Source organism: Pseudoalteromonas sp. HF66, from assembly GCF_011806445.1.
GTDB classification, from domain to species: Bacteria; Pseudomonadota; Gammaproteobacteria; order Enterobacterales; family Alteromonadaceae; genus Pseudoalteromonas; species Pseudoalteromonas apostichopi.
The window spans coordinates 185,410-203,102 of record NZ_JAATOU010000005.1 but is presented as its reverse complement, the minus strand read 5'-3'; the positions used below and the strand labels follow the sequence as shown (position 1 = coordinate 203,102).

Sequence of the window (17,693 nt, the reverse complement as noted above, 5' to 3'; positions counted from 1 at the left end):
GGGACTAAAGAATGAATAAACTTAACCAAAAAATATGTGATGAATTTGCAGGTCTTGTTGTTAGAAAAGACTTGGTAAAAACCGTAAAAGGTAACGCTATTGTTCCATCTTATGTACTTGAATACTTGCTAGGTCAGTATTGTGCGACAAGTGATGAGGCAAGCATTGAATCAGGTATACAAACGGTTAAAGAAATTTTAGCTAAGCATTATGTGCATCGTAATGAAGCTGGGTTAATTCGCTCCACCATTCGTGAGAAAGGTCGCCATAAAGTTATTGATAAAGTGAGTGTATCACTCAATGACAAGAAAGACGTGTATGAGACGGAGTTCTCGAATCTTGGCATTAAAAAGGTTCTGATTGATTCTGGTACGGTAAAGAAACACCCGAAATTATTGGTTGGTGGCGTATGGGTTATTGCCGATATTGAGTACGACCATACTGAAGATAAAGACGCCAGCCCTTGGATTTTAAGTACCATTAAGCCCATCCAAATGTCTCATTTTGATTATGATGGTTATATCAGTGCTAGAAACAAGTTTGATTTAGATGAGTGGATTGATGTGCTGGTACAAAGCATTGGCTTTAATCCAGAGTTTTTTGGACGAAGAAGTAAACTTACTCAGTTGGTTCGCCTGATCCCATTTTGTGAACGTAACTACAACTTAATAGAACTTGGCCCCAAAGGTACGGGTAAATCGCATATCTACTCTGAATTCTCGCCGCATGGTATTTTGATATCTGGTGGTGAAGTAACAGTACCTAAGTTATTTGTAAACAACTCTAGCGGCAAATTAGGTTTGGTTGGTTACTGGGATACCGTCGCTTTTGATGAATTTGCAGGTAAGCAAAAACGAGTCGATAAAGCGCTCGTTGATATCATGAAAAACTACATGGCAAACAAGTCGTTCTCTCGTGGTGTCGAAACCTTGGGCGCTGATGCATCAATGGCTTTTGTGGGGAATACTGAGCATAGCTTGCCTTACATGTTGAAGCATTCCGATTTATTTGATGCCTTGCCTGAAAAGTTCTATGACTCGGCATTTTTAGACCGTCTTCATTTCTATATTCCGGGCTGGGAAGTCGACATTATCCGTGGTGAAATGTTCTCTAGCGGATATGGCTTTGTTGTAGATTATTTGGCGGAGGTTTTGCGCCATTTAAGAAACCAAGATTACTCAGATCGATACCAAGAGTATTTCAAGCTTTCTTCTCAAATTTCAACCCGTGACAGGGATGCAATACATAAAACGTTTAGCGGTTTGATGAAAATATTGTTCCCGCAAGGCGGAGCAACAGAAGCAGAAATTGAAGAAATTCTTAAGTTTGCAATGGAAGGTCGTAAACGAGTTAAAGATCAACTGTTCCGAATAGATAGTACTTATGTAGACGTTAACTTTGCATATAGTAATAAAGCTGGACAAGAATTGGCTGTTCAAACCCTAGAAGAACTGCAATATCCGAATTATTTTAATCAGACCGTTGGTGAAGTTTCGGATATTGGTATGCCAGAGCCTGATATTGAGCCTGTAGGTGTCAGTTCTGCGCAACAGCCATCACAGGCAGTGTCCGCGCCTTGTTCTGAATTGAAAGAGCATCACGTAACATATGCTGAAAATCAACGTGGTGTGAGTTATGACAAGCTTTTTGGGCCATATTTAAAAGGCGCTAAGCACATCACGATTACCGACCCTTATATTCGAATGTTCTATCAAGCTAAAAACCTAATGGAGTTGCTTGAAACGATAGTGAAATTAAAAGAGGAAGGTGAAGAAGTTGTCGTTAGCCTAGTAACCGTTGAAGATGAGTCAAAAGGTGAAGCTCAGCGAGACTTTTTCGAACAGATCCAAAGTACAATGTTTTCTGTTGGGATAAAGTTTGCGTATTCATTTGATAACTCAGGAACTCAACATGCTCGGCATATTGTTACCGATCATGGTTGGAAGATATCGCTCGATAGAGGATTAGATATATTTCAGCAATATGACTCTAATGATGCTTTTAGTTTATCTACCCGCTTGCAAACTCATCGAGCCGTAAAAGCATTCGAAGTGACTTATATTAAAGTCGACTAGAATAGTCAGAGTCACCCAGTCAACAAAAGCCGAAGTTTATTTGCCTCGGCTTTTCTTTATGAATATGTAGTTTAATTTACGTAAATGTAATTAAGTATACATAAGTAGTCCCGTCTATTTTTGTAAAATCTATATAAAACAACAAGATAATTTTTGGCATCAAGATTGTAATAGTTGGCATGTGTTTAACTATTGTGAGATTTTGCCATGAACTCAAAAATCATTCTTAACGCCGACGACCAAATTGCTTGTCCGCACTGTAACAGTGAATTCCCAATCAAAGAGGCTGTTGCGAAGCACCTGATTGAAAAACACGAAGATGAATATCAGCAACTGCTCAGTAAAGAGCTGGTTAGCCTTCAAGAGCAAGCAGCTAAAGATGCTGAAAAGTCTATTGCGAAAACATTCAAGAAGCAGATTGAGACGCTTCAAGAGCAACTTGCTGAAAGCCAAGACAGTGCTAAATCATTGCAAGCAAGAATTACTGAAGAGAAGAAAAAGGCGGAAGACAAGATCCGAGAGTCGGTCAAGCTTGAACATGATGCTTTGGAAGAGTCCTTAAAATCTAAAGAAGAGCAATTAGCAAAATTCCGTGAGCAAGAACTTGCATTGCGCAAAGCTAAAACTGAGCTTGAAGATAAGCAAAAAGACATGGAGCTTGAGTTAGCTCGTCGCGTTGAAAGTGAAAAGGAGTCGCTTCGTGCGTCCATTGGTGATGAGTTCAGGCTTAAAGAAGCTGAACTTCGAAAGAAAATCGATGATGCGTCAAAGGCTAATGAAGATCTAAAGCGCAAATTGGAACAGGGATCGCAGCAACTTCAGGGAGAAGTGCTAGAGCTTGAACTAGAGCACGAACTTGCTCAGGCGTATCCGTTAGACGATATCGATCCTGTTGGAAAAGGCACTCGTGGTGCGGACGTCATTCAAACGGTTCGATTAAGAACAGGTACGGTTTGTGGAAAGATCGTTTGGGAGACCAAACGTGCCGAGAACTGGTCAAATGGCTGGATCACTAAGCTTAAGGCCGACACGCAAGAAGTATCTGGAGATATTGCGGTATTGGTTTCTACGGCGTTCCCGGCGGGAATTGAAGAACCAATGGTTATGAAAGATGGTGTTTGGTTAGTTAAGCCTGCGCTAGCCAAGGGGTTATCAGAAGCGCTTAGAACAGTATTAACCGAAGCTCAGCGCCAAAAAGCGGTGAGTGTAGGCAAAAATGAGCAAATGGAAGCGCTCTATGACTACATCTGTAGTACGCAGTTTGTGCAGCGTATTAAGGCAGTAGTCGATCACCAAGAGCAAATGCGCTTGGAGCTGGATAAGGAAAAATCAGCGATGCAGCGGATCTGGAAGAAACGCGAAGGTCAAATTGGCGGCATTACTAATCAAATGATGGCGATTTGCGGGGAATTGCAAGGACTGTCGCACGGAAGCATGCCTTTATTAGATGACATCGCCCTGTTAGGCGACTGATTAAGGAAATTGGGGAGACCTCCAATGTAGCTGGAGGTCTCATTTATTGAAAGCTCTGTTTAATAAAAAGTCTAACCTCATTCTTTTACCACTCTCAAGCTTGTATGGATATACAGCTTGTTTTTCAACCTGTTCTAATGATTTGTAGAGTGTTTTTCATACAATAAAAGGTATCGGTTTTAGGACGTTTTTTATATTTTTTAAAAAATAAATCATTGAATTATATTTATTTTTATTTCTAATTTATCTTTTTGTGTAATAAATAGGTGGTTAGTGTTTAGTTTTGTTTTTTTCTATTTAAACCAAAAAAAAGATATTTAAAAACAGTTGGTTACAAAAATAAATTTTGACATTTACTTGCTTAACTTTGATTTGCTGTTATTACTAAAAATAGAGTAGAGAATTGGAGTAAATAGAGTGAAAGATTTATATGTAGCAGAATCAACAGTAAAACGAATCAAAGCGTTTAACGAAGCTAAAAAGCGGGGTATTCACATCCCTTATGTGAAAAGCACTTTCATGTCTGCTGGAACTCGATCAATCTCTTGGTGTCCAGTACAAAAACGAGTTATTACGTTTATGAGTCAAGGTGAAAAGCATCTTTATATCACAAAACTATTTGAACCAAATGTGATTGAAATTAAAGAGCAATACCCACTTGATTACATGCTTACGCAACAGATCGCTGACGAATTTGATGTCATTCACCCCCGTAAACATCTCACTGGAGAATTAACAGTTTTAACGACTGATCTACTTATTACATATCGTGATGATAATGACTCGGAATATCGTGTAGCTTATGCATTTAAATATAGTATTGGTGGTCGAAATCAAACACGTACGAACCAGAAGCTTAAGATTGCAGAAATGTATTGGAAGCGATTTGGTGTGCGAACAGAGCAAGTCTTGAGAGATGATGTTTCAAAAAGAAAAGCACATAACTTACTGAATTATATTAATTACTATAATTCTAAGCTCAGCGACAGTGAATTAAGAAAATTTGCAAGCGCTCTTCTCAATGATGTTATTGAGCATCCGAGCAACTCATTGAGACAGTCACTGAAAGCCGCCGCTTCGTCACTCAAAGTTGACCTACCGCATTGTATGACATTGTTTGCAAATTCATTGTTTAAGCACATTTTACCTATCGACTTAGAAAAAGAAATTAAACTGCATAAGCCTCTTCAGCTATGCGCTATTACTGAGTGCAAAGAGGTTTAAAGCTGATGTTTGTTACAAATGACATAGTACAATTAACTCTAGAGGGCTTTGAGAAATATAAATCAAAGTTTGCTGAGGATGACGAGTTTCTAGTATCAAAAGTCATCCAAGAGACTGATGAGCTGACTCAGTATTTTATAATAACAAACTTATCTTTGATGAAGCGAAAGAGTGAGCCACAAAAACCGCTCGCACTGACAAGAAACCTAGCTCACAAGTACTTTAAGCACTCGCTTGATGATGACGGTTGTGCTTCTTTTTATTTACACGATGAGCTTACACTTCTTAGCGATAAACAATTAATAATAAAGCATCCAAAGTGGTTAAATAAACGTGATTTTAGGAGCTCAGCGATAGCGCCATTTAAATCAGATAAGGCTATTTTAAAATACTTAAAAGGTCATTTAGGTAGTGCAATTACTCAACGCGCAATTAGTCTAGGTGTGAATGAAAAAGTAATACGTAGAGCGCTCAATTGTTACATTTCCCTAGGGTGTCGTATTAATGCACTTTTACCAATTAAATACGCAATAATCGGCAAAGGTCTTCGTAATTATCAGCAAAAACCGGGTCCAAAACCAGTCTTAAATCCTGAGCTATCAACTAGAGTAGTTGAGCCGAGTGACCTTTTAAAAGTTCAACAACTGGCTTTAAGAAACTGTGTCGACAAGAAAGACGGTAAGTTTTGTATAAAACATTTACATACTCTGTACCTAAAAGAATATTGCTCATATAAAAAAATCGTTAAAAGAGGAACTGAAACACATTTTGAACTTGTGATTGATGATTCAAAAAGAATTAATAAACAGCAATTTAACCGATTGTTTAATAAAGCGTTTAGTTCAATCCAAAAGGCGATTTTAAAACGAGGTAAATCTTCTTATCAACATAACCGCAATGATAAGACAGGTAGCGCCGCTGAAGGAGTAAGGTATGCCGCTCAACTATGTGAGTCAGATTCAACTGAGTTACCTTTTTATGTCGCATATCCTCTGAATTTAGAAAAAAGAGAGGCAGCGGGCAAGCCGTATATATGCATTATTATTTGCGTTAAAACAAATTTAATTATGGGATATTCACTGTATTTTGCTGCTCCTCATTGGGCTAGTGTTGCAGAGGCATTGATTAATTGTGCACAAAATAAAAAAGTGTACGCATCTCAATATAATGTCGATATTGATACAGCTGAATGGCCATCTCAGCATTTCCCTGAGGGGCTGCGTGTTGATAACGGAGGTGAGAATACTTCTAATGAATTTTCGAGAGTGCTTACAGAAATCATAGGTTTTAATTTTGTTGACTACTGTCCACCGGGCCAAGGCGATAGAAAAGGGACTGTAGAAAAAGTGCTCGATATCATTATGGGCTTTTTTTCAAACGTAACTGGCAGTATAGAAAAAGGCCGAGATGCAAGTATTCAGCATGCCTCTCAAAAAGCTATATTACAGCTTGAAGATGTACATAGACTTATAATCAGAGCGATTTGTATTCATAACACATTTAACTGTCGAGAAAGCTTGTTGACCACGGAGATGGCTATGGATGATGTTGTCCCTTCACCAGCTGCTATGTGGCTGCACTTTATGAATGATGAGCTTTATAGTCGCCCGATGATCTCTCAGCAAAAACTACCTCAGTTAATGTACTCGCTTATGCCAAAACAAACAGCAAAGGTAACTCGTACAGAAGTAAGGTTCAACGGTCTAGGTTACCACAGTGCATGGGTAGAGGAGCAGGGCTGGTTTTCAAAAGCTTGCGAAGGGCATTTTAAAGTAGATGTTATCTGTTTTGGTGGCTCGATAGATGTGATTTATTTTAAAGATGAAAGCGGTGAGCTTCAGCCATTATCTCTTAAAGCGAAATATGAACAGTATGCAGGCATGACTGCTCAGCAAGCCCAATTTCGACTCAATGAAATAAAAAACCATCGAAAAGTACTTGAATACAAAAAAGAAGGCGCACTTGTTAATTTCGAGTATCACCGTGAACAAGCCGAAGAGTATCGTTTGAAAAACGACTTCAAAGACGCACCACCTAACACGCAAAAAACAATACAAGCTGGCATTAATGAGCGCAAAGCAATCATGATTGAAGATGAACAGAGACAAAAGGCAGAAAAGCAAAAAGCGATTATGCAGCTTAAAGATGTCGAGAAAGCCAAAAATGAAAGTCAGCATGATAATTTTAATGAGTTTGATGAGGATATTTATTAATGAATTCTATTGTTAAAATGAAGGCCATCTATAAGCATCAAGCACTTGAAAAGTATCAAGGAAACCCTTTTGTTGAAGCGTTACCTCACGCCCTGTCACAGGACGATTTTTTTGAACTCATACGCGTTCTTAAACCTTTGCCGAGTGAACTTGAAAGCTTTTCTAAAATGGATGTAAACGATTTTATAGTTGATATGAAATCGATATACATTGAAACAAAGCATGCATATCAAGTTTACGAAAGTGTATATCTCCAGCTTAGACAGTGTTATGAAAAGCGTTCACCTCTGACAGCAAACTATAGAAAGCAATGCAACGCTACAAGTTATCGCTTAAAAAATAATGAAGCCTTTGATGTTTCAAGGCCAGCGGAGTATGTTGCCACTGTTCCATCTATACTTGTGAGTGGCGAAGCCGGTACAGGTAAAACTGTGACAATTAGACGTGTTTTGAGTCTTTTCCCTCAAGTTATTGAACATGAAGTGTACCGGGGTAATTTGTTTAAAAAGCAGCAGGTCGTCTGGTTGTCTTTTGACATGCAAGCATCTAAAAGTCGCAAAGCTTTAGTGTTTAATTTCTTTCATGAGCTTGAGCGTGTCGTAGGTCACCCGCTGACAGCAAACTTTGTGAGCAAGCGTGACTCAGTTGATCAGCTATTTCATGCAATGCAAAGTGCAGCCCAGCAGTATGACATCGGAATAATACATATTGATGAAGCACAATTTATCTTAAATCCATCATCAAAATTCAAAGATGCACCGAGCTTACCTGAGCTCGAAGCTCTTTTTAATAAGATAGGTGTGCCGATTATTATCTCAACAACTAAAGATGCATTAACAACATTTCAAAGTACCGCCAGTGAAGCTGAAACTAAAGCAACAAAACTACAAACAGTTCGACGTCTGAGCTCTGCATCACATATTAAATTTCCGCTTTGGCATCTGAACTCGTCACATTTTAAAGCTTTTTTTACAGCATACTTCGACAATGACTTATTTAAAAATACTCATGTACATACTGATGAATTTAAAATTCAGTTACTCGTTCTCTGTGCTGGGGTAAGTGACGCAATTTCAGCACTTGCTATTGCATTTATTCGAAACTATTACCTTATCACTCAAGAAAAAGAAGTTGAGGACTGCCTTGGGTTACTAAAAAAAGTATATAAAGCGCGACTTGAAACGTGGCATGCGCCGCTTTCGAAGTTGCGTAGAAATTATAATGTTCTGAATAAGCTAAATCAGCAATCATCTTTGAAGGGAGAAGATGATTTATCGAATTATTATGATGAAGCAGAAACGCACACTTTAAAACCTAAGCGAAAACGTACTAGTGCACATCACCTGAAGCCGGCAAGTGCAGTTGAGCGAATTGATGAAGGTGACGAAGTCATCGATGCTGATTCAATAGTTGCAAGTTATGAAAAGCGAGATGAGTCATGATTTATCAGCCGCCTATGCCACTGCCCGGCGAGCACGCTGCGAGCATAATGTATCGCTATTTTCAAATGACGCGATTTACAAAATTTGAAACGATGATGAAGTCAGAATACAACTCAAAATTAGACTCACCCAGACGTTTGTGGCAGCCAGTATTTTCAATGCTCGCAGAGTCATTTTCGTCAAAATACTCACTCGCACGTTTCATTGAAAAGTATACAAATATCACTGATTACAGCCTGTTTTTAGATGAATCAGTTTTTAAAGATAGCTCTGTCGAAAACATGCTGAACAAGCTATCTATATTCAAGTTTCATAACGCACTGAATGTATCGCAAGATTTGACGTGGCGTTACTGTCCCGAGTGCGCGCGCGAAGACGATGAAAAGTACGGGACAACATATTTTCATGTCGCACATCAGTGCTTTTACAAGCGTGTTTGTCGAAAACACAATGTGCTGCTTAAAAAAAGTGACCCTTATCATTTTTCTCTGCCGCCAGTGTCATCTAAGTCAGTGGTTGCGTCCCAATATGATAAAAATACCGATATCGCTTTATCGAGCTGGGTTGATGCGCTGAAAGAAATACCGCAGTCAGAGCGCAAGATTAGAGCAGTAAATTTGATACATCAAAAAATATGTATTTTCTCTTATGACAGAAAGGACCCGTATCATGTTCAGCGAGTTCAGTACGTTCAAAATCGACTAGCTAAACGCTTTAATCGCTCTCATTTTATGCCTTACTTTAGCTGGGGACCTTTGGCTTCAGGGCTGTATCCATTGAATTCTGTTGTTGGCCTGATGGGGTTTTTAGATCCTGCGAAACACTTTCATCCAATGATTTACTTGATGCTGATAGCTCTGTTTTTAAAGCAAGATGAGCTTGATTTATCAATGCAATATTCACTCGTCAGCTCAAACGTGACAGAGCCTGTACCGCAGGTTGTTTCTCCGATTGAGATAACTGATTTGATAAATGACAATGCCGCTTAACTAACGGGTATATAAGCAGAGGTTGATGATGCGAAAGAAGCAAATATACCCACGTATTTACGCCGAGGAAACCGTTTATAGCATCGCATCGCGATTAGTGCTGAATGATGTGTCATCATCGATATCTCAGTCCATGCTGAATGTATTTGATAATAAAAATATTCAGTTAGATTCAATCTTACCTTCTTTTATTAATCGTCTATCCTTGGTCAGTGGCTGCTCTCACGATGAGCTTCTCGATAAGCATTCGTTATTTCAATACTACACATTATTCTCAACAGAAAGCATCAGAGCGCAAGCTAGAGCACTGTTGCTAAAAGAAAACAGTCTTGATGCATTTAAAACCCTGGGGCTGTTAGCTAATCGCATTCCATGTCACGATGTTCATCATTTTTGCCCTCTGTGCGCTAAAGAGCAAGAAAAGCAATTTGGTGAAACTTATTGGCTTAGAGCGCATCAATTACCGCTATCAAATACTTGTTACAGGCACCATTGCCGGCTTGTCTCTATACCCAAGCAACGAAAGCGGCTTCTTTTCCCGTTGATAGACTGCGAGCCCTCATTTGCTATATCAACGCTTGAGCATAAACTCGCATCGTTTAATTACGCTTTCAGTCAATCGCATCATTTTGACCCAGTGCGCTTAAAACAAACGTATGCGATTAGACTAATCAACCGAGAATTGGCTACCACGAGCTTTGTGCGTCACAGCTTGTGGCGTGAGCAGATGAGAGTGTATTTTGATGAGTACATGAGCCATGATGCCGTTTTTAAGCTATTACAAAACGACGCAGAGTATGCTTTCCCCGCAAGCATTTTCTACAATGATGAAGCAAACCATCACCCATTAAAGCATTTATTAATCTGCACTTTTTTGTTTGAGCATGTTGATGACTTTATTGAGGCTTGTACACAAAAAGAGCCATTGAAAGTGGTTCATTCTGAGCCAATTACATCTCAATCTGAAATAGATGCATTGCGACAAGACACTGTGCTAACGCTTTTAAGACAAGGACTCTCGCTTCGACAAATTACAGTAATTGCTAATGTTAGTGCTGCAACGGTAAGAAATATCGCCAGAAAACATAGCATTTCATTAAAAGAACAAGAACGAAAAGTCAGTAACTCTATTCGCCGAGGTATCACTATTCAGCTCATAATCGGCCTACACGTTGCTGATATTGCGAATAAATTTAACTTAAAAAAAAGCGATGTCGAGCAAGTCTTGAGCGGCCAACCAATCATTAAAGAGCTTCGGCGTCGCATTCGTTTTTATCGTCACCGCCAGCAAGCAAGGCGCGCACTCATTGCAACATTGTATACACTTAAAAGCCCAACAATAACATTGTTACGCCGCAGCGCTGACAAAGAATACGTGTGGTTATTTAAGCACGATAAGCCATGGTTGAACTCATTCAAAAAGTTTTATTTTAAGAGCGGTTGAGAGGTGGTTTTGTTGTATTTTATCAAGATGGGTTGGTCTTTTTATTGAATACGTTAAAGCTTAAAAAGACGCTAAAACTAGCACTGACGGAGGCATATGGATGAGTCATCAAGTGATTTGCTTCGATGTTAATCAGTTTAAAGAGCACGAGAGTGAGCCTGTTCATCGTTTAACTCTGCCGAGTTATGCGTTAGTTGAGTATACACAGGCTTTTAAAGAGTGCGTGTTAAAAAATCGGCAACTGCTACTTGAGCATAATTTACAAGAAGTTGTAGTAAAAACAACGATAGTGAACTGGTTTTATGATTTACATGAGCGGTTTCACAACGGTGTTGACTCATTCCTTCATATAACGGCAAGGAAAATTGCTTTTTCAGGGACTATGTCGCCACAAGTCGAGGCGCACTTTATCACTCCGTATGTAGATATTGAGAAAGTGATATTAGATGACACAGAAGTTGTATCGCTTTCTCGTAATACTCAATACTTGCCGTTTGTTTTATCACTGATAAAAGAGCTTGAAAGTAAAACGGAACGATACGAAGAACTGTCAGAGTTATACTGGAAGCTAGAAGAGGTCAAGGAGCCGTTAAAAAAACTCGACGAATCATGTGTAAATACGTTGTCGCTTGATGCTGATAGCACACTGACTAAAGTTATTGAAGAGTCGAACCAACTTGATGCGCAAGTTCAAGCGCATGAACTTGAAATTGAGCAGTTGCTACAGCGCATTATATATAAAGCGTTTAATGTCGGCTTTGGTGATTTTATTTCATATGTTGAGAGTGACAAAGGCACAGTCACGACCTTGCGGTTTGAGGGATGCTACTACCATGGTGGGCGTATCTGCTTTAGAGGAGCAGGTATCACAAAAGCAGGTAAGGTCGGTAAACGTGATACTTCTTTTTACCTGAGCCTAATGGCGGCACCATGAATATACAGGCCCTATTATCACAGCTTAAAAAAGCCAGAAAACGTCGTATTATTCTAAGTTATCATGCACGAGGTAGAGCAGGCATCGATGTTAAAAATGAAGAATGGGCTGAGTGCTTAAGTGTTCTAAAGCAGTTATTTAAAGAGTTTAAAGCTGCTGGTTGTAATATTTTGATTTCATGGTGGGGTGAGATTTACATCATACCCAAAAGAAGTAACACGGCTTTTGAATTAAAGCTTAGCTATCAGTCTGATTTAAAGTTTGACTATCACTTTAAGGATGAATTGAAGAAGAGTGCGTTTAAAGTACTGAGTTTTTTAACTCCCCAGCCGCAGCTATGTATTCAGATAAAAGCATACCGCAATAGGGCATCATGGTATGTAAAGCCTATCGATTTAGTGCGCGGTGAAAATGCAGGTCTTGGTATGCATCTCTTTCATGAAATGATGGTCAGGTTAAAAAGATACACGACGCCCGGCTTAGAGCTTCATCTCGATAAAATTACACGTGAAGACCTGTTGGCAGTCATACATTATGGGGCTACACTCAGTGGCCGTAATTCAACGCTTTACAACGTGAGTCGCCAAATCAATTCACGGTTTTATTATGGAGAAATTCAATTAACGCAGCAAAGTGTGCGAATGAAAGGGTATTCGGCTGGTTTAGATACTGAAATTTATATAAGACAAAAGGACATGGCGTTTATTCGTAAGCACTTACCAATTTTAGATTTTGAGCAGTCAGTTATACGATTTGAATGAATGGCTGGTGATGAGGCTTGAAGTTATGAGTGCGGCTCACTAAAGTTAATAGTAGACATCAAATGAGTGAGCGGAACATGGTTGAGTTTCAAGCTAGCAACACAAGTAAATGCGACTTCATATCTGTCGTCACTCAAGGTGAGCTAACAACGCTTTCAAACCCACTTGCCGAAATCGATTTTACGAATACAGGTGTTACAAAAGACGGAGTGTGCGCACTTGCTAACTCATTGAGCTGGAGCGTAGAAGTTATCGCTCAGAGCCTAAACACTACATCAAGCAAGTTGATACGGCATAAGTCAAAAAAGCTAAATAAGCAATTGAGTGACAGCGCCCTTGATATTGCGAGACTTGGGCAGTTTGGTGTTAAGTACTTCGGTAATATTGAGAATTTCAACTGCTGGCTAGATACTCCGGTTTTACTGTTTAATGGCGAGCCTCCGCGTCATTATATGAACTCTATTCGCGGCCGCGAATTGATAAAGCAAACAGTTAATAAACTAAAATATAGCTACACAGTGTAATAGACGATTTAACTTTAGGGGCCGAAAAGTGGATACTAAAACTCATGCTAAGCAAGTTATTGAAACAGAGCTGCAATGAATACATTTAATTGCGCGAAGCTGGTCAAGCTCTCGCCAAGCAGGCTTCTTACATCAGCTCAATTTATACCCCAGAAGAACATGCTTCTGCGTTGGAAGTGCTAGAGTTATTGTCAGAAGATTATGAAAACAATATGTTATTAATAGATGAAGTTAGTGGTGTTACCAATTATTCAAAGCTTTAAGATTCTTACATCTTTCGCAACAATAACCGCATTTATCACAAACTAGCATCTTACAAACTTCGCAGGTCACATTTTTTCCAATTATTAATGGTGAATTCCCACACTTACCCTTACCACTAATGTATCCTCCACAATATGCGATAATGCTTATTTTATTATTGTTATTGTCGTAACCACTTAACAAACCTTCTCCTTTTAAATAAAATCTTCGAATATTGGTAAGGTTTGTTGAATACCTATTTTGCCAAATTTCATCTAATGTTGAAATAAGCTTCCAAATAATACATAAAGGATCAACTAAAGAAGCTGGTCTATGAGCTGTACTTAATTGGCTGAATAAGTTGTTACGTTCGCTATAAAAAAGTAATTTATAATAACCATTAGGTTTATATTGCTTTTTTTCAGCTGAGCTAATGTTAGTTATTGCCTCAATGAAGTGTTGGAATGTAAATAGATATAGCCAAGGAAGAGTGAGTTCTCCATTTTGTGATTTTTCAATTATTTTTTTAATAAACCATTTTTGCCAATTAGCTAACTGCTTATCATAGTAAGCTGGAAGTTTTGTACCCGAAATGACAAGTGCTGGAATAAGGTTTGTTTCCCTAGGGAACCAATTATCATGCCCAAAAAAGCCGGTAAAGTTTGAGAACTTACTTATCGCTTCTGTTTGGTTTGGAAACCACATTAAATTATTATTAAAAATCCAAATAGGCCATTTTGTCGACTCTCCGAAATCAACAGTTAAAGCTCGCTTGGTGAACTCCAACTGAAGGCTTTTCACTAAGTCATATGTCGTGAGGCCAAGAATTTTTATTGGTTGATTAGGTTTTACTGTATCCCTGCTAAAATCTTCTAACTTAAGGTAAGGTGATAATACGCCAAAGATAGAAACGTCCTGATTCAGGTGATCCTTTTTAAAGCGTTTAATAGTATATTCAACAAATGTATTTCCGTTGATAGTGCATCGTGCATTTTTAACATCTATTGGGGAGTTTGAGTTCATACATAAATCATGGGTTTGCCAAAGATTTGACTCCCCTGATATCTGGTGTTTTGCTACATCTGTAACTTTAACTTGTAGTTCAGATAAAAATTCTATAGTTATTAGCTCTGCAGCTCTAGCGGAGAGCATTTTTGCATTTTCATAGGGGGCATCACTCCTTGCCCACATTAAAGCTAAGTCTTTATCTTGAGGTGACATCGACTTATATTCTCTTAATACATGAGTTACTTCACTAGATAAAGTAACTATAGATGGTTCTACCTTTTTATATTCTTTGTTGAAGCGATCTTCTCTAATTTTCTTTGGAAGTATTTGGTATATTGGTGAGTCAGGTTCGATATCACACCATGATTTAGGAAAGAAAATATTTTCAGGTGTTGAGCTAAGTTCATACTCTTCAATAATATCTTTTATTAATGGAAACCAAGGTTTATTCATATCTAAAGATAATTTAAAACATAGCTGTAAACGGACTGATATATTAATCTCCTTTAGTTTTAAAAAGTCTAATATTGCTGAAACATTAGACTCATCTACAGTTAAATTTACAGCGCTAGCTGTAGGGCCTCGTTCCTCAGCAGTTAAATTAAACGTAACCCACTGGCCAGAAAACAACTTAGAAGGCGGGCAGAGTAATTCGGATTCATGTACGTAGATGCTGTCACCATCTATAGTTTTTAAAAAACCGTAATTGTTTTCTCTCCGAGTTTTGTTGTTATAACCACCATACCAATTTACCCGGCCAATTTTTCTTTCCTTAGTCAAAACGTCTTCTTTTTCAATTGCTCCTATATCTAGACTATATTTAGTAAGTTAAATGTTCCAGTTTAATTTTTTATTCTGTGTGAGTATTAACTAGGATTAATAGAAAGTAATCGGGTTCTTGACTTCACAGGGTAATTAATTTAGCTTTAGAAGAGACAAAATTGCAGTCGGCTACAGAGCATGTTTGCTCTAACTTTATACTCCGCTCCCAATCTATTGCACGGGAGGTTTCAGCTGCAAACCGGTAATGCCGGGTACTTTTGTGAAACCTAACTTCATTATTTTTGGAGAATACTATGTGCAGGATTGATGCGCCTTTTGGCAATATCACCTTCGATGAAAAAAACGACCCTAAAGAACGCTTCATACAAGCTCTGGATGAGTTTGATATACAAGGCAATTTCAGAACTTTAATGATTAAACACTTTTCAGATACATGGATGAATGTATTTAGAGGTGTATTAGCTCTTGAAGATGCTCTAGCTGAAACTCAATCCCATACATCAGAGTCTGCAAAGTGCATTTCTATCTTATTGACTCAACAGAAAACTATTGTAAATAGTATTGCAAGTTATTACGGATATTACCTACTCCCTTTGGATGATGAGGCAATAATTGCTTTTTTAAAGGACGTAGCTGACATTTATTACCCTAACGCACTGTTTGGGTTATTTAATGACGGTATGGATAAATGTGGTAGCTATATTATGTTTTCATCATGGTTGTACGGAAAGGATTACTGCCTCACTAAAGCATTTTTTGATGATACTTCATTATGTTTGTTGAATGATAGCGATAGAGCTTTTTTACTTTGGAGTTTCTTTGATGAAATATCTCATCGATTACAGTCACTAGATAGCAAGCGCTTATATAAAGCTATGGCTTATATAGCTAATTCAAACGTCGTGCAAGGGCCGCAAACTGAAGAAATAACTAATACTTCAACTAATATAATTCGTGGTTTAGATTTTATAAGGGCATGGATAACTTACGACTCTCAAGCTGGTAGATTTAATTATAAGTGGTTCGATTTTTTATACTTTTACAATAAGTCCTTCTCTAATCTTGATGATTCAATATCTCTTGAGCTTATAGATAGTGATGAAACTCAAGCTTTAAATTATGAATGGCTTGAAAACACTAAGCTAAAGCTTCAAGAATTACTTTATATAAATACTAACTTAGATAATGTTCCATCCGAAGAGCATGAACAGTGGGCTCGAGACCTAGACAGATACTTTAAAACGTTTACGTATCGTAACTTTGAGACGCACTATAACCACAACACCTCAAATATTTATAATTTATATAAGCGTAAAGACAATGCTCATCATGAGTTTTGTTTAAAATTGAAACCGCTACAGATATCGGCTTGGATTGAGTTTTCTATAAAAGAAGATTTTCGAAGGTTACTTGAATCAAAGCCTAGTCAGTCTCGAGGTGAATTAAAGGATAGCGTTGATTTATGGGGTTATGGTAAGTATTTCACCTTATGGAAAAAAGTATTTTTAGCCGCTCTAGAAGAGTTAGACTATCAAAGCAAACTACTAATTTTATCTTGTTCAATTCCTTTTAATAGCCGCCGAGCTGAAGATTTATATCCAGAATGCGCTGCTTGGTGGAATGAGCTTTTTACCGACTTGATTGCCTCTAAGGATTTTTCTAAATCGTTAATTCCTGATTGGACTGTTGTAGCAATGGACAGGCTAAAACAAGAAGAGATGGTTTCCTATATAGATAAAAGTATTGGGATAATACGTGGTGAAATCGTAAAAGAGGAGAATGAAGAAAATTTAGAGGCATATCATCAAAAACTTGTTAGGTTACTTAGTTTTTTAGATCGTTCTGCACCAGATAAAGCTTTACGACATCGCCTTTTTCTAATGCGCTCTTCGACCGAACCATTCTCTGATGAGGCTCTTTCAAAGTTTGATTATTCGTATGAGCAAAAAGGTTTTAGCAAATGGTACGATTCTTTAAAACAACTAGCAGCAGATCAGTGTGCAAAAAAAATAAATGAGCATAGAAATCTTACAGCAGCTAAGCATAAACAATTTCAAGAAGACTTTTATGTACAATTTTCCCAACAATTAGCTGAATTTTTCCTAAGCCGCCTTCGTCTTCGTAGAGGTGAAAAAGCTAAAGATGATAAATATGAAACGAGCCAAGTAACAGAGCAATCATCAATTTGGAGGCAAGGTTACTTAAAAGCTCTTACTGAATTAGGTTTAGACTTGAATGGAAAAGTCCATAAAACAGTCAACTTCACTAAAAAATCAGATCCCAATGAGGATGTGCGAGCTATTGCCAGCGAGTGTTATAAGGCAGTTCGAAGACATGCTAAGAAAGATCCCACTATTCAAGATATAAAAAGAAGCATCAATGCTGCTGAATGGTGGCTTCTTATGTGTCAGCGAACTGAGTTAGGTTATGAAACTGACTCTGAAAAGGCCGTAAGAACTAGGCGTAATCTAATGCGCAACCCATAACTATTAATTACCTTTTATCTAAAAACTAAACTTGGTGTACTAGAGCCTGATGCCCTTACTTTGACGCTAGTCGTCCGCCATGTAAAAACTTTAC

At 38.1% G+C, this 17,693-nt stretch carries 13 protein-coding genes; 12 read left to right on the top strand and 1 reads right to left on the bottom strand.

Going from position 1 to position 17,693, the window contains the following annotated elements; translation table 11 throughout:
* Nucleotides 1-11 precede the first annotated feature (11 nt).
* From brxL to HCZ11_RS07580, 11 genes are all read left to right on the top strand, one after another.
* Nucleotides 12-2,075 (top strand): BREX system Lon protease-like protein BrxL, encoded by a 2,064-nt coding sequence (gene brxL / locus HCZ11_RS07630; RefSeq protein WP_010607316.1) that lies wholly within the window; start codon nt 12-14, stop codon nt 2,073-2,075.
* 207 nt (nt 2,076-2,282) lie between these two features.
* Nucleotides 2,283-3,548, top strand: a complete 1,266-nt coding sequence (locus tag HCZ11_RS07625; protein WP_167658106.1) for a DUF2130 domain-containing protein — start codon at nt 2,283-2,285, stop codon at nt 3,546-3,548.
* Nucleotides 3,549-3,965: 417 nt separating this feature from the next.
* The gene (locus tag HCZ11_RS07620) at nt 3,966-4,772 is read left to right on the top strand and encodes a TnsA endonuclease N-terminal domain-containing protein (protein WP_167658105.1); all 807 of its coding nucleotides are present in this window, start codon (nt 3,966-3,968) and stop codon (nt 4,770-4,772) included.
* A gap of 443 nt (nt 4,773-5,215) precedes the next feature.
* Entirely contained in the window at nt 5,216-6,985 is a 1,770-nt protein-coding gene (locus HCZ11_RS07615) for a transposase family protein (protein WP_167658104.1), read from the top strand.
* Nucleotides 6,985-8,427 carry an ATP-binding protein gene (locus HCZ11_RS07610; RefSeq protein WP_167658103.1) on the top strand — a complete coding sequence of 481 codons (1,443 nt, stop codon included), beginning with the start codon at nt 6,985-6,987 and terminating at the stop codon, nt 8,425-8,427. Before HCZ11_RS07615 ends, HCZ11_RS07610 begins: the two co-directional genes overlap by 1 nt.
* Nucleotides 8,424-9,416 carry a TniQ family protein gene (locus HCZ11_RS07605; RefSeq protein ID WP_167658102.1) on the top strand — a complete coding sequence of 331 codons (993 nt, stop codon included), beginning with the start codon at nt 8,424-8,426 and terminating at the stop codon, nt 9,414-9,416. The genes HCZ11_RS07610 and HCZ11_RS07605 overlap by 4 nt, the downstream gene beginning before the upstream one ends.
* A gap of 25 nt (nt 9,417-9,441) precedes the next feature.
* Complete coding sequence (locus HCZ11_RS07600; RefSeq protein ID WP_167658101.1) at nt 9,442-10,860, top strand: TnsD family Tn7-like transposition protein; 1,419 nt, start codon at nt 9,442-9,444, stop codon at nt 10,858-10,860.
* Nucleotides 10,861-10,960: 100 nt separating this feature from the next.
* Nucleotides 10,961-11,794 carry a hypothetical protein gene (locus HCZ11_RS07595; protein WP_167658100.1) on the top strand — a complete coding sequence of 278 codons (834 nt, stop codon included), beginning with the start codon at nt 10,961-10,963 and terminating at the stop codon, nt 11,792-11,794.
* Nucleotides 11,791-12,555 carry a hypothetical protein gene (locus HCZ11_RS07590; protein ID WP_167658099.1) on the top strand — a complete coding sequence of 255 codons (765 nt, stop codon included), beginning with the start codon at nt 11,791-11,793 and terminating at the stop codon, nt 12,553-12,555. The genes HCZ11_RS07595 and HCZ11_RS07590 overlap by 4 nt, the downstream gene beginning before the upstream one ends.
* A gap of 62 nt (nt 12,556-12,617) precedes the next feature.
* Nucleotides 12,618-13,079 carry a DUF2384 domain-containing protein gene (locus tag HCZ11_RS07585; protein ID WP_167658098.1) on the top strand — a complete coding sequence of 154 codons (462 nt, stop codon included), beginning with the start codon at nt 12,618-12,620 and terminating at the stop codon, nt 13,077-13,079.
* A gap of 89 nt (nt 13,080-13,168) precedes the next feature.
* Entirely contained in the window at nt 13,169-13,342 is a 174-nt protein-coding gene (locus tag HCZ11_RS07580) for a hypothetical protein (RefSeq protein ID WP_167658097.1), read from the top strand.
* On the opposite strand, the gene HCZ11_RS07575 is transcribed toward HCZ11_RS07580, so the two are convergent.
* A complete protein-coding gene (locus HCZ11_RS07575) occupies nt 13,320-15,110 on the bottom strand; it encodes a cold shock domain-containing protein (protein WP_167658096.1) in 1,791 nt (596 codons plus the stop codon). The genes HCZ11_RS07580 and HCZ11_RS07575 overlap by 23 nt on opposite strands.
* Before the next feature lie 296 nt (nt 15,111-15,406).
* Between HCZ11_RS07575 and HCZ11_RS07570 the strand changes: the two genes are divergently transcribed.
* On the top strand, nt 15,407-17,599 hold the full coding sequence (locus tag HCZ11_RS07570) for a hypothetical protein (protein WP_167658095.1): 2,193 nt from the start codon (nt 15,407-15,409) through the stop codon (nt 17,597-17,599).
* Nucleotides 17,600-17,693 lie beyond the last annotated feature (94 nt).